Consider the following 13,289-nt stretch of genomic DNA (forward strand, 5'->3'; position numbering starts at 1 on the left):
CCTTAATAATCATCATCGAAATCCGGTCCGGCGTAGTTGTCGAAGCGGGAAAACTGCCCCTGGAACGTCAGCCGCACCTTGCCTATGGGTCCGTTACGCTGCTTGCCGATGATGATTTCCGCGATGCCCTTGTCCGGGCTGTCGTCGTGGTAGACCTCGTCCCGGTAGATAAACATGATAAGGTCGGCGTCCTGCTCGATGGAGCCCGACTCCCGCAGATCCGAGTTCACCGGCCGCTTGTCGGCGCGCTGCTCCAGGCTGCGGTTGAGCTGGGACAGGGCCACCACCGGCACCTGCAGCTCCTTGGCCAGGGCCTTGAGCGAGCGGGAGATCTCGGCGATTTCGAGGGTCCGGTTGTCGGACAGGCTGGGTACCGTCATCAATTGCAGGTAGTCCACCATGATCATGCTGATGCCGCCGTGCTCGCGCGCCACGCGCCGGGCGCGGGAACGGACTTCGGTCGGCGTCAGGCCGGAAGAGTCGTCGATATAGAGCTGCCCTTTTTCCAGCAGCATGCCCATGGTCGAGGACAATCTGGCCCAGTCTTCATCATCCAGCTGCCCGGTGCGTATGCGGGTCTGATCGATACGCCCCAGGGAGGCAAGCATCCGCATAATAATCTGCTCCGAAGGCATCTCCAAGGAGAAAATGAGCACAGGTTTGTCGTTTGTTAGTGCAGCATGCTCGCAAAGATTCATTGCAAAAGTGGTTTTACCCATAGAGGGTCGGGCCGCCACTATAATCAGGTCCGAAGACTGTAGTCCGGCAGTTTTTTTATCTAGATCCGTGTATCCGGTGGACACCCCGGTAATGCCCTGGTGGGGATTCTTGAACAGATCTTCTATGCGATCTATGGTCTTTTCGAGCAGCACCCTGAGCGGCTGGGGCCCGTCGTTGGCGCTGGTGCGGCTCTCGGCGATCTTGAACACCTTGGTCTCGGCCAGGTCCAGCAGATCGGCGGAGCTGCGCCCCTGGGGATCGAAGCCGGCCTCGGCGATCTCGTTGGCCACCGAGATCATCTCCCGCACCACGGCCCGCTCGCGCACTATGTCCGCATAGGCGCCGATGTTGGCGGCGCTGGGGGTGTTCTTGGCGATCTCCACCAGGTAGGAGAAGCCACCCACCGCCTCAAGCGCCTCGTGCCGCTCCAGCTCTTCCTGTACCGTGATCAGATCGATAGGCTGCCCGGCCTGACTCAGCCGCTGCATGGCCTGGAAGATCAGCCGGTGCGGCCGGCTGTAGAAGTCCGGCTCCGACACCTTCTCCGCCACCCTGTCCCAGGCGTTGTTGTCCAGCAGCAGACCGCCCAGCACGGATTGCTCCGCTTCGAAGGAATGAGGCGGCATCTTGAGCTGGGCCACGGCCTTGTCGGTCTTGGCGGCGGTCTTTTCGGTCATCGGTGTACTCTCGGTTTGCCAAAAGGCCATTATCGGGATTTTCGGCGGGCTCCGAAAGCCCCTTGGCACCGAGCCGCGGCCAGCCCGCCCCAAGCCGGTCTCGGGCGAACCCGTGATCGGGCCGGACATGAAAGCAAGCGGCAAGGCGCTCGATGGCCGTGGTACCCCCTGCGGCAGGGGATATCACGGCGTGCCGCCCGACCAGGCCGGTCTGCTGCCATAATCACCAGTTGACATAACATGTCCCTGCTTTAGGATGTTGCTTGTCTGTAACCCAAGGAAACCCTGTATGCGTAAACTTCTTACCCTGTTTACCCTGATCTTCGCGGTCGGCCTTACCGCCACCGCCTTCGACGCCGAAGCCCGCAAGCTCGGCGGCGGCAGTCGTTCCGTCGGCAAGTCCTACCAGACGGCCCCCAGCCAGCCGGCCCAGCAGAACGTCAACCGCACCAATACCAACCAGAGCCAGCAGCAACAACCCAAGAAATCCGGCCTGATGGGCGGCCTGCTCGGCGGCCTGCTGGCCGGCGGCCTGTTCGCCTGGCTGCTCGGCTCCGGCGCCTTCGAAGGCTTCCAGTTTATGGATTTCCTGCTGATCGCGGGCCTGGCCTTCGGCGCCGTCATGCTGTTCCGTGCCCTGCGCGGCAGCAAGGCCCAGCCGCGCCAGCCGGCCTATAACGGTCCCCAGCGGTTCGAGGCGCCACAGCCGGCCCCCGTCGCCGGTGCCACTTCCGGTTTTGCCGCCAGCGAGGTGCCCTTCAGCCTGCCTCCCGGCTTCGACATGCAGGCCTTCCTGCAGGGTGCCCGCGAGCACTACCGCACCCTGCAACAGGCCTGGAACCAGAACGATCTGGAGAAGATCCGCGAATACGTCTCCCCCGAGCTGTTCGCCGAGCTGAGCCAGCAACGCGCCAGGCTCGATGGCGACCAGCACACCGAGGTGATGTTCGTGGACGCCGAGCTGGTGCGCGCCGACCACACCTCCTACCAGGCCCAGGTCAGCATCAAGTTCAGCGGCCGCTACCGGGACAGCCACGAAGGCGTGGAGCAGGACATCAAGGAAATCTGGCACCTGGAGCGCGATCTCACCCAGGCCAACGCCCCCTGGCTGGTCGTGGGCCTGGAAGACCAGGACTGAGTGACCAGATAACACCCCCGAAGGGCCGCCAAAAGCGGCCCTTTTCGATCCATGCTGTCGGCGTCGAATAAATCGCCATTTATCTTTATGTGAAAATAAATTACTGTGTAGCCAGACTGTAAACATCATGTTGTGGCTATTCCGTGACTGCATCCTGCTCTTCGCTCACCACCGGCCAGGCGGCCGTTCAGAACCTGCTGCTGGCCGGCGGCTATGCCGGCCTCGGCTTCCTGTGCCTCAGCCACCCCTTTGCCGGCACCCACATCAGCCTGATCTGGGCGCCGGCGGGGCTGGCCTTCGCCGCGCTGTTGCGCTGGGGGCCACGGCTGTGCCCCGGGCTCTGGCTGGGCGCCTTCGCCGTCAACTTCCTGGCCGATCTGTCCGCCCCCATGGCCGTTGGCATCGCCTGCGGCAACACCTTCTTCCCCTGGCTGGGGAGCCGGCTGCTGCACCGCTGCGGGATGCACTGCCGCCTGGACCGGCGCCAGGATCTGCTGGCCTTCCTGGCGATCGCCGTGGTGGCGACCAGCTCGCTGACCGCCCTGAACGGGGCCGGCCATCTCTGGCTGGCCGGCAAGCTCCCCGCCGAGCGCTGGCTCAATGGCTGGCTGTACTGGTGGCTGGGCGATGCCATCGGCACCCTGATCGTCGCCGTGCCCCTGCTCACCTTCTCCTGGCGCCGCGACCTGCCGGCCCTGAAAGGCTGGCGCCTGCTGGAAACCGGCGTCCTGCTGTCCCTGCTGCTGGCCCTGGCCTTCCTGCTGTTCTTTTCCGAGCGCCGGATAGCCCTGCCCCTGACCGCCTCCCCCCTGCTGTTCCTCCCTTTCCTGCTGCTCAGCTGGATCGCCATTCGCGCCGGCCTGGGCCCCGCCTCCCTGGCGGCCCTCCTGGTCTCGGTCATCGCCGCCATCGGCACCCTGGATGGCCTGGGTGGCTTCAGCCTGGGCAGCCCCCACCAGAACCTGCTGATGTTGTGGAGCTACATGGCAACCCTGTCGGTGATCACCATGGTGATCACCGTGCTGCTCAACGAGCTGACCACCAGCCGACAGCACCTGGAGCTGGCGGTCAGCGGCGCCGATCAGGGTACCTGGGAGTGGGATCTGCTGCAGGATCGCCTGCAGCTGCGCCTGCCCTGGCAGGAGCGGCGCCGGATCCTCAGCCTGGGCCAGTTGTACCAGCTGGTCCATCCGGATGACCGGCGCCGGCTGACGAGCGCCCTGGAGCAGCACCTGGACGCCGGCCAGCCCACCTTCTACTGCGAGTTCCGCCTGCGCCGCCCGCTCCGGCAATGGCGCTGGATCATGGCCAAGGGCAGCCTGTTCAACCGGGACAACCGGCAGCAGCCGACCCGCATGGCCGGCATGCTGGCCGACATCACCCCCCGCAAGCAGGACGAAGAACGCCTGCGGCTCTCTGCCAGCGTCTTCGCCCATGCCCGGGAGGCCATCATGATCACCGATGCCGATTTTCGCATCCTGGACACCAACGACGCTTTCACCCGCCTGACCGGCTATCCCAGGCAGGAAGTGCTGGGCCGCCACCCCGACAGCCTGCAACCGGCGGCGGAGAGTCTTTATACGGCTCTCTGGCCGCAGCTGAAGAGGAACGGCTACTGGCGAGGCGAAATCGACAACAGGCGCAGGGACGGCAGCCGCTATACCGAGCAGGTCACCGTCTCCGCCGTGCTGTCGGCCGCCGGCACCGCCAGCCATTATGTCGCCATCTCTTCCGACGTGACCCAGTTGCGGGAGCAGCAGCAGGCACTGGAGCACCTGGCCCACTACGACAGCCTGACCGGCCTGCCCAATCGTACCCGGTTGCGCCTGCTCATGGACCAGGCCATGGCCGACGTGCGCCGGCGCCATCGATGGCTGGCCATCTGCTACCTGGATCTGGACGGCTTCAAACCGATCAATGACAGGTTCGGCCACGCCGCCGGCGATCGCCTGCTGGTGATGGTGGCCGAACGGCTCAAACAGCAACTGTTCGGCAGGGACAGCCTGGCACGGCTCGGCGGCGACGAGTTCATCCTGCTGCTCGAGCTGGACGAGTGCCGGGGCTGGCAGCCGGCCATCGAACGGGTGCTGCAACTGCTCTGCGACCCCTTCCCGCTGGCGGAGCAGCGGGCCCAGTTGTCCGCCAGCATCGGCGTCGTGCTGTATCCGGAAGACGGCGAGGATGCCGACGGCCTGATCCGCCAGGCCGATCAGGCCATGTACCGGGCCAAGCAGGCCGGCCGCAACCGCTATTGTCGCTTCGACGGCGAACTCGAGCGCCAGGACCGGCTGCGCCGGCAGCGGCAGCAAGAGGTGGCGCAATCCCTGGCCGAAGGCCGCTTCCTGCTGCACTACCAGCCCAAAATCGAGCTGCACAGCGGCCATGTGATCGGGGCCGAAGCCTTGCTGCGCTGGCAGCAGCCGGACGGCCGGCTGCTTACCCCGCCGCAATTCCTGCCCCAGATTGAGAATACCCCGCTCGACATCCAGCTGGGTAACTGGGTACTGGCGGAAGCCGTCGGCCAGCTCCGCCGCTGGCAACGGCAGGGCGCCGACTTCCGCCTCAGCGTCAATATCTCCCCCTGCCAGTTGCAGGATCCCGATTTCGTGCCTTACCTGGAGCGGCTGCTGGAGGGCGACAGCGGAACGGTGGCGGCCCGGCTGGAGCTGGAAATTCTCGAAACCGCGGCGATCAGCAACCTGGAGCAGATCACCGCCATCATCCACCGCTGCCATCGGCTGGGGCTGCGCATCGCCCTGGACGACTTCGGTACCGGCTATTCCTCCCTCACCTACCTGAAGCAGTTGCCGGCCGATGTGCTGAAGATAGACAAGAGCTTCGTCATCGACATGCTGGACAACCCCGAGGACAGGGCCATAGTGCAGGCCATCATCGGCCTGGCGCGGGCCTTCGAACGCGAGGTGGTGGCGGAAGGCGTGGAGTCGGTGGCGCACGGCGACATGCTGCTCGCCCTGGGCTGCGCCCGGGGCCAGGGCTTCGGCATCGCCCGTCCCATGGCCGCCGGGGCGTTCGAGCACTGGCTGCAACAATACCGCCCCCGGCCCTACCGCCGGCAGCCGGCCCCGTCGCCAGGCCCATAATGCAAAAGGCGCCCGCAGGCGCCTTGTCTATTCCGGATAAGCGGTCGGCTCAGCCAACCAGGGCCAGCAGCACGCCGGCCGCCACCGCCGAGCCCAGCACGCCGGCCACGTTGGGCCCCATGGCGTGCATCAGCAGGAAGTTCTGGTTATTGGCCTCCAGGCCGACCTTGTTGACCACCCGGGCCGCCATGGGCACCGCCGACACCCCGGCCGCCCCGATCAGCGGGTTGACCTTGCCGCCGGAGAGCTTGCACATCAGCTTGGCCATCAGCACGCCGCCGGCGGTGCCGATGCCAAAGGCCACGGCGCCCAGCGCCAGTATGCCCAGGGTGTCCAGGGTCAGGAACTTGTCCGCCGACAGCTTGGAGCCTACCGCCAGCCCGAGGAAGATGGTGACGATGTTGATCAGCTCGTTCTGGGCGGTCTTGGACAAGCGATCCACCACCCCGGATTCCTTCATCAGGTTGCCCAGGCAGAACATCCCGATCAGCGGCGCCGCCGACGGCAGGAAGAGGATGGTCAGGGCCAGCACCATCAACGGGAAAAATACCTTCTCCCGCTTGCTGACGTGGCGCAGCTGATCCATCTTGATCGCCCGCTCTTCCTTGGTGGTGAGCAGCTTCATGATCGGCGGCTGGATAATGGGCACCAGCGCCATATAGGAGTAAGCCGCCACCGCGATGGCCCCCAGCAGATCCGGCGCCAGTTTGGACGCCAGGAAGATGGCGGTCGGGCCGTCCGCCCCCCCGATGATGGCGATGGCCGAGGCATCCGCCAGGGTGAAGTTGAACCCGGGCAGGAAGTTCAGGGCGATGGCGCCGAACAGGGTGGCGAAGATGCCGAACTGGGCCGCCGCCCCCAGCAACAGGGTCTTGGGGTTGGCGATCAGGGCGCCGAAGTCGGTCATGGCCCCCACCCCCATGAAGATCAGCAGGGGGAAGATGCCGCTGCCGATGCCCACCTCGTACACGTAGTACAGCAGGCCGCCCGGCTCGGCCATTCCCGCGTTGGGGATGTTGGCCAGCACGCCGCCGAAGCCGATGGGCAGCAACAGCAGGGGCTCGAAGCCCCTGGCGATGGCGAGATAGATAAGGCCCAGACAGACCGCTATCATCACCAGCTGTTTCCAGTGGAAGTTGGCCAGGCCGGTTTCCTGCCACAGTGTCAGTAAAGACTCCATGTCCGCTCCTTAAGCCAGGCTGACCAGGGGATCGCCGACAGACACCGAGTCCCCTTCCTTGACCAGCACATCCACGATCTGACCGGCCCGGGCGGCACGCACCTCGGTTTCCATCTTCATGGCTTCCATGATCATCAGCAATTCGCCTTCGGCCACCTGGGCGCCCTTCTTGGCCACCACCTTGAAGATATTGCCGGCCAGGGGGGCGGGTACCGGCTCACCGCTGCCCGCCGCTGCGACGGGGGCCGCTGCCGCAACGGGCGCTGCCGCGCCGCTTTCACGCACGGCGCTGATGCTGCCCGCCGGGCCCACTTCCACCTCGAACACCTGACCGTCGACCTTGACCGCATAGACTTCGGGCGCGCCACTGGCGGCCTTGGCGGCGGACGGGGCGGCGGCCGGCTCGGGCTCGCTGCCCGGGGCCGGTTCGAAGGCGGCGGGATTGTCGCGGTTACGGATAAACTTGAGGCCGATCTGCGGGAACAGGGCGTAGGTGAGCACATCGTCCACCACCTCGGTGGCCAGACGCAGACCTTCGGCCTTGGCCACCTCGGTAAACTCGCCGGTCAGCTTGTCCAGCTCGTCGCTCAGCAGATCCGCCGGGCGGCAGGTGATGGGCTCGGCGCCATCCAGCACCCGTTTCTGCAGCTCGGCGTTGACCGGCGCCGGGGCGGCGCCGTATTCGCCCTTGAGCACGCCGGCGGTTTCCTTGGTGATGCTCTTGTAGCGCTCGCCGGTGAGCACGTTGATCACCGCCTGGGTACCCACGATCTGGGAAGTGGGCGTCACCAGGGGGATAAAGCCCAGGTCTTCCCGCACCCGCGGGATTTCCTTCAGCACTTCGTCCATCTTGTCGGCCGCGCCCTGCTCCTTGAGCTGGCTCTCCATGTTGGTGAGCATGCCGCCGGGCACCTGGGCCAGCAGGATGCGGGAGTCCACGCCCTTGAGGCTGCCTTCGAACCTGGCGTACTTCTTGCGGACTTCGCGGAAATAGGCGGCGATCTCTTCCAGCTTGACCAGATCCAGGCCGGTATCCCGCTCGGTGCCTTCCACCATGGCCACCAGGGTCTCGGTGGGCGAATGGCCGTAGGTCATGCTCATGGAGGAGATGGCGGCATCCAGCATGTCGATGCCGGCGTCGATGGCCTTCATATGGGTGGGCAGGCTCAGGCCGGTGGTGGCGTGGCAGTGCAGCGCCAGGGGCAGCTTGACCGCCGCCTTGATGCTCTTGATCAGTTTCTCGGCCTCATAGGGCTTGAGCAGGCCGGACATGTCCTTGATGCAGATGGAGTGGCAGCCCATGTCTTCCAGCTTCTTCGCCATCTCGACCCACATGTCCAGGGTGTGCACCGGTGACGTGGTGTAGGAGATGGTGCCCTGGGCGTGGCCGTCAACGGCGATGGTGGCCTTGATGGCGGTTTCCAGGTTGCGCACGTCGTTCATGGCATCGAAGATGCGGAACACGTCCATGCCGTTGGTACGGGCACGCTCGACGAACTTGTACACCAAGTCGTCGGCATAGTGGCGATAGCCCAGCAGGTTCTGGCCACGCAGCAGCATCTGCTGTTTGGTCTTGGGCATGGCCTTTTTCAGGGCGCGCAGGCGCTCCCAGGGATCCTCACCCAGGTAGCGGATACAGGCGTCGAAGGTGGCGCCGCCCCAGGTTTCCAGGGACCAGTAGCCGATGTCGTCCAGCTTCTCGGCGATCGGCAGCATGTCTTCCAGGCGCAGGCGGGTGGCCAGGATGGATTGGTGGGCATCACGCAGCACCACGTCGGTGATGGCAAGAGGTTTGGTCATATGACGAAGCTCCGTTAAGTTCCGTTTCCAGTTAGTCCATGTCTGAGCAGGGCTCAGCCTTTCTTATTGTTTTTGTATTGCTTGATGGCGGCACTGATCGCCGCCAGTTTCTGCGGGCTCAGGCCCTGGGATGGGGTGGCCGGCATGGCGGCAGCGGCGGCCGACCTGGGGGCCGGTTCGGCCGCCACCAGCGACAAGAGCTTAACCGCCACTATGGTGAGCGAGAGAAAGGCGAACACGAACGCCATCCCCAGGCCCATCAGGCTGGCGGCATCAAGCAGTTGGGAAGAGACATTATCCATCAGCATGCTCCTTGCTGTTTACTATCCGGCCAAGAGCATACCCAGCTTGAGGATGCCTTGGCAATGTTACATCTTGAAAAATGTTGTAAATATTACAAAAAAAGTGTGAGTCAAGCCACCTTTTGCACATTTAAAGCCAAAAATTAAGAATAAATATTCATGAATGGTCTTTTTTATGTGATTTGTACACAAAAACACAACACGATGACCACGTTATGGATACAAGACAGGGGGAAATGGGAGACACAAAAAAACCGGCCTGAAGCCGGTTTTTTTAAGATGGCGCATCCGGGAGGATTCGAACCTCCGACCGCTCGGTTCGTAGCCGAGTACTCTATCCAGCTGAGCTACGGATGCAGATTGATTCTTTGCTTTAGATGGCGCATCCGGGAGGATTCGAACCTCCGACCGCTCGGTTCGTAGCCGAGTACTCTATCCAGCTGAGCTACGGATGCTTATCTAAAAACTGACTTGCTGTAAAAATGGCGCATCCGGGAGGATTCGAACCTCCGACCGCTCGGTTCGTAGCCGAGTACTCTATCCAGCTGAGCTACGGATGCGTAGATGGCGGTGAAGGAGGGATTCGAACCCTCGATGCGGGTATAAGCCGCATACTCCCTTAGCAGGGGAGCGCCTTCAGCCTCTCGGCCACCTCACCGTGTTTGCGGGGCGTATATTACTGTGCAGCCAAAATAAGTCAAACACTTTTTCCCGCCCATATTTTTGTTCGAACACTCTTTAAACACAATGAGTTAAAAGCAGGCGATACGAACAAAAAACGCCCCGGAAGCCTTAGTACTGGCTGTCCTGGCCGGTCCCTTTCTCGGCCTGTATGCGCATGTAAATCTCTTCACGGTGCACGGACACTTCCTTCGGCGCGTTGACGCCGATACGCACCTGGTTGCCTTTCACGCCCAGCACGGTCACGGTGACTTCGTCACCAATCATCAGGGTTTCCCCTACTCTACGAGTCAAAATCAGCATCTGGCTGCTCCTGTCTATCCGCTGTAATAGTTAAAAATGTTATTTATTATCCAATAAAGGCTCTAAAAAACCTAGCCTTTCCCCTTCATACAGATGGGGTGTCCCCGCTACCAAATCAAGAGGCCTGTCATAGACAGGCCTCTTTTTCGTTCAGTCAGGGCATCTCTGCTGAATAAAAATTATAGCCGCTCTGTCAACCAGGGCGTCACCGAGGCCAGCGCCGCCGGCAGCTGCGCCGGCTCGGTGCCGCCGGCCTGGGCCATGTCGGGACGGCCGCCGCCCTTGCCGCCCACCTGCTGGGCCACCAGATTGACCAGTTCGCCGGCCTTGACCTTGCCGGTCAGATCCTTGGTCACCCCGGCGATCAGGCTGACCTTGCCGTCGGCCACGGTAGCCAGCACCACCACGCCGGACTGCAGCTTGGCCTTGAGGTCGTCCAGGGAGCCGCGCAGGGACTTGGCATCCACGCCCTCCAGGTTGGCCACCAGCACCTTGGTGCCGTTCACCTCGATCACCTGCTCCAGCAGGGAGGCGCCGGCATGGGCGGTGAGCCTGGCCTTGAGCTGTTCGATTTCCTTCTCGAGCTGCCGGCTGCGATCCAGCACCTGGCGGACCTTGGCCGACACCGAGAACAGGTCGCCCTTGACCAGGCCGGCGGCCTGGGACAGTTCGTGATCCAGCTGGTGCAGGTAGGCCTGGGCGGCCTCGCCGGTCACCGCCTCGATACGACGGACACCGGCGGCGATGCCGCTTTCGGACAGGATCTTGAACAGGCCGATATCGCCGGTGCGCCGCACATGGGTACCACCGCACAGTTCGGTGGACACCCCGCCCATGGTCACCACCCGCACCTCGTCGTCGTATTTCTCGCCGAACAGGGCCATGGCGCCAGCCTCCTTGGCGGCGTCCAGATCCATCAGCTCGGTGGATACCGCGTGGTTGGCACGGATTTCCCTGTTGACCATGTCCTCGACTTCCCGGATTTCCTGGGCGCTCATCGCCTCCAGGTGGGAGAAGTCGAAGCGCAGCCGATCCGGGCCCACCAGGGAGCCTTTCTGGATGACGTGATCGCCCAGCAGCCTGCGCAGGCAGGCATGCAGCAGGTGGGTCACCGAGTGGTTGAGCGCCGTGGCCTGACGACGCTGGCTGTCGACGGCGGCGGTCACCGCTTCGTCCACTTCCAGGGTGCCCAGCTCCAGGTAGCCCAGGTGCAGTATGCCGTTGCCGGCTTTTTGGGTATCCTTGACCACGAACAGGCCGTCGTCCATCTTGATGACGCCGGTATCCCCCACCTGGCCGCCGGATTCGGCGTAGAAGGGGGTCTTGTCCAGCACCACGGCGGCCTCCTCACCGGCGATCAGGGCCGGTACCGGCTCGCCGTCCTTGAACAGGGCGGTCACCTTGGCCGGCTCGGCCAGGTGCTGGTAACCGGTAAAGTCGGTCTGGCCGTCCACCTTGATCACCCTGGAGTAGTCCACCCCGAAGTTGGAGGCCTCCTTGGCCCGCTCCCGCTGCTGCTGCATCAGGGTTTCGAAACCGGCTTCGTCGATGCTGATGTCCCTGTCCCGCAGCACGTCGGCGGTCAGGTCCGCGGGGAATCCGTAGGTGTCGTACAGCTTGAACACCACCTCACCCGGCAGCACCTTGCCGTCGCCCAGGGTGTCGAGGGCCTCCTCCAGCAGTTGCAGGCCCCGATCCAGGGTACGGGCGAACTGCTCTTCTTCCAGGCGTAACACCTTCTCGATGATGGCCCGCTGGCTGTTCAGCTCCGGATAGGCGTCGGACATCTGCTCGCACAGGGCCCCCACCAGGGTATAGAAAAACGCCTGCTCGGCACCCAGCTTGCGGCCGTGGCGCACGGCGCGGCGGATGATGCGGCGCAGCACATAGCCCCGGCCTTCGTTGGACGGCATGACGCCGTCGGCGATCAGGAAGGAGCAGGAGCGGATATGATCGGCGATCACCCGCAGGGATTTGTTGTCCAGATCCTGGGTGCCCACCGCCTTGGCGGCCGCCTTGATCAAGGCCTGGAACAGGTCGATCTCGTAGTTGGAGTGCACCCCCTGCAGTATGGTGGCAATCCGCTCCAGACCCATGCCGGTATCCACCGACGGCTTGGGCAGCGGCTCCATGGTGCCGTCCGCATGGCGGTTGAACTGCATGAACACCAGGTTCCAGATCTCGATGTAGCGGTCGCCGTCCTCTTCCGGGCTGCCGGGAGGGCCGCCCCAGATCTCGGGGCCGTGATCGTAGAAGATCTCGGTGCAGGGACCGCAGGGACCGGTGTCCCCCATGGTCCAGAAGTTGTCGGAAGCATACTTGGCTCCCTTGTTGTCGCCGATGCGGACGATGCGTTCGACGGGCACGCCGATTTCCTTGGCCCAGATATCGAAAGCTTCGTCGTCGGTGGCGTAGACGGTGACCCAGAGCTTGTCCTTGGGCAGCTTGACCACCTCGGTCAGGAATTCCCAGGCGAAGCGGATGGCGTCCTGCTTGAAATAGTCGCCGAAACTGAAGTTGCCCAGCATCTCGAAGAAGGTGTGGTGACGCGCGGTATAGCCCACGTTTTCCAGGTCGTTGTGCTTGCCACCGGCCCGCACGCAACGCTGGGAACTCACCGCCCTGTTGTAGGCGCGCTGCTCGAGCCCCAGGAACAGGTCCTTGAACTGGTTCATGCCCGCGTTGGTGAACAGCAGGGTGGGATCATTGTGGGGCACCAGCGAGCTGGATGCCACCACCTGGTGGCCCTGCTGGCGGAAATACTCGAGAAACGCGGTGCGTAACTCGGATGTGGTCATCTGCATGGATAATCCTGTTTATTGCTGGGGTTCATAGGCGTTGACCCGGATAATTTAAAAGGTATCCGGGCCAATGTAAAACGCGCCTTGCGGCGGTGGCGGAGAAAGCGTTATTCCGGGTCGGATTCCAGGGCGTGGCGGATATGTTCGGGGCCGAATCCCCTCGCCTGCAGGTAACGCATGCGCCTGGCCCTTTCCTTGACGTCCAGCCGGCCGGCCGGGGTGAACCTGGCGCGATAGCAGTGCTCGGCCAGGGCGAACCAGTCGGCGGCGGCTTCCTCCAGGGCCCGTTCGATATCGGCCGAGGCGATGCCCTTGCGCTGCAGCTCGGCGCGGATACGCAGGGGACCGTGTTTCTTCAGGACATGCTGGCGCACCTGTACCGCCACGAAACGCTCTTCCTCCAGCCAGTGCTGCTGCTCCAGCCGCTCCAGGGCCTGTTCTATCAGCGCTGGCTCAAAGCCGCGCTGGCGCAGCTTCCGGGCCAGCTCCCGCCGGCCGTGATCCCGGCGGGACAGGAGCCGCAGGGCGCAATCCCATAGCTGTTGCGGGGTCAGGTTCTGTTCCATGTTGCACCACTAAAACACAA

9 protein-coding genes and 4 tRNA genes are annotated in these 13,289 nt (G+C 63.6%); 2 read left to right on the forward strand and 11 right to left on the reverse strand.

All coding sequences use genetic code 11. The annotated features are described in order from the left end of the window. Nucleotides 1-2: 2 nt before the first annotated feature. Nucleotides 3-1,397 (reverse strand): replicative DNA helicase, encoded by a 1,395-nt coding sequence (gene dnaB / locus AN401_RS15810; RefSeq protein ID WP_094040120.1) that lies wholly within the window; start codon nt 1,395-1,397, stop codon nt 3-5. A gap of 289 nt (nt 1,398-1,686) precedes the next feature. Between dnaB and AN401_RS15815 the strand changes: the two genes are divergently transcribed. Together AN401_RS15815 and AN401_RS15820 are read left to right on the forward strand one after the other, a co-directional pair. Continuing rightward, a complete protein-coding gene (locus AN401_RS15815; protein ID WP_096779890.1) occupies nt 1,687-2,535 on the forward strand; it encodes a Tim44 domain-containing protein in 849 nt (282 codons plus the stop codon). Nucleotides 2,536-2,678: 143 nt separating this feature from the next. Continuing rightward, nucleotides 2,679-5,636 (forward strand): bifunctional diguanylate cyclase/phosphodiesterase, encoded by a 2,958-nt coding sequence (locus AN401_RS15820; protein WP_096779891.1) that lies wholly within the window; start codon nt 2,679-2,681, stop codon nt 5,634-5,636. Nucleotides 5,637-5,685: 49 nt separating this feature from the next. Here the strand turns inward: AN401_RS15820 and AN401_RS15825 are convergent, their stop codons facing one another. The 10 genes from AN401_RS15825 to AN401_RS15870 all read right to left on the reverse strand — a co-directional run bounded on the left by AN401_RS15825 (nt 5,686) and on the right by AN401_RS15870 (nt 13,269). Beyond that, nucleotides 5,686-6,816, reverse strand: coding sequence for a sodium ion-translocating decarboxylase subunit beta (locus tag AN401_RS15825; protein ID WP_094040123.1), 1,131 nt, complete (start codon nt 6,814-6,816; stop codon nt 5,686-5,688). Nucleotides 6,817-6,825: 9 nt separating this feature from the next. Continuing rightward, entirely contained in the window at nt 6,826-8,616 is a 1,791-nt protein-coding gene (oadA, locus tag AN401_RS15830; protein WP_096779892.1) for a sodium-extruding oxaloacetate decarboxylase subunit alpha, read from the reverse strand. Nucleotides 8,617-8,669: 53 nt separating this feature from the next. Continuing rightward, entirely contained in the window at nt 8,670-8,918 is a 249-nt protein-coding gene (locus AN401_RS15835) for an OadG family transporter subunit (protein WP_096780390.1), read from the reverse strand. 280 nt (nt 8,919-9,198) lie between these two features. Next, a tRNA-Arg gene (locus AN401_RS15840) sits at nt 9,199-9,275 on the reverse strand. Between the two features lie 21 nt (nt 9,276-9,296). Beyond that, nucleotides 9,297-9,373: transfer RNA gene (locus AN401_RS15845), tRNA-Arg, on the reverse strand. A gap of 28 nt (nt 9,374-9,401) precedes the next feature. Then, nucleotides 9,402-9,478: transfer RNA gene (locus AN401_RS15850), tRNA-Arg, on the reverse strand. A gap of 5 nt (nt 9,479-9,483) precedes the next feature. Further along, nucleotides 9,484-9,576 (reverse strand) — tRNA-Ser (locus tag AN401_RS15855). A 134-nt stretch (nt 9,577-9,710) separates the two neighbouring features. After that, on the reverse strand, nt 9,711-9,902 hold the full coding sequence (gene csrA, locus AN401_RS15860) for a carbon storage regulator CsrA (protein WP_094040499.1): 192 nt from the start codon (nt 9,900-9,902) through the stop codon (nt 9,711-9,713). Between the two features lie 179 nt (nt 9,903-10,081). Beyond that, on the reverse strand, nt 10,082-12,706 hold the full coding sequence (gene alaS / locus AN401_RS15865; RefSeq protein ID WP_094040498.1) for an alanine--tRNA ligase: 2,625 nt from the start codon (nt 12,704-12,706) through the stop codon (nt 10,082-10,084). Between the two features lie 104 nt (nt 12,707-12,810). After that, a complete protein-coding gene (locus AN401_RS15870) occupies nt 12,811-13,269 on the reverse strand; it encodes a regulatory protein RecX (protein ID WP_096779893.1) in 459 nt (152 codons plus the stop codon). Between the last annotated feature and the right edge of the window lie 20 nt (nt 13,270-13,289).

Origin of the sequence: Zobellella denitrificans, from assembly GCF_002407485.1 — a bacterium.
Taxonomy (GTDB): Bacteria; Pseudomonadota; Gammaproteobacteria; order Enterobacterales; family Aeromonadaceae; genus Oceanimonas; species Oceanimonas denitrificans.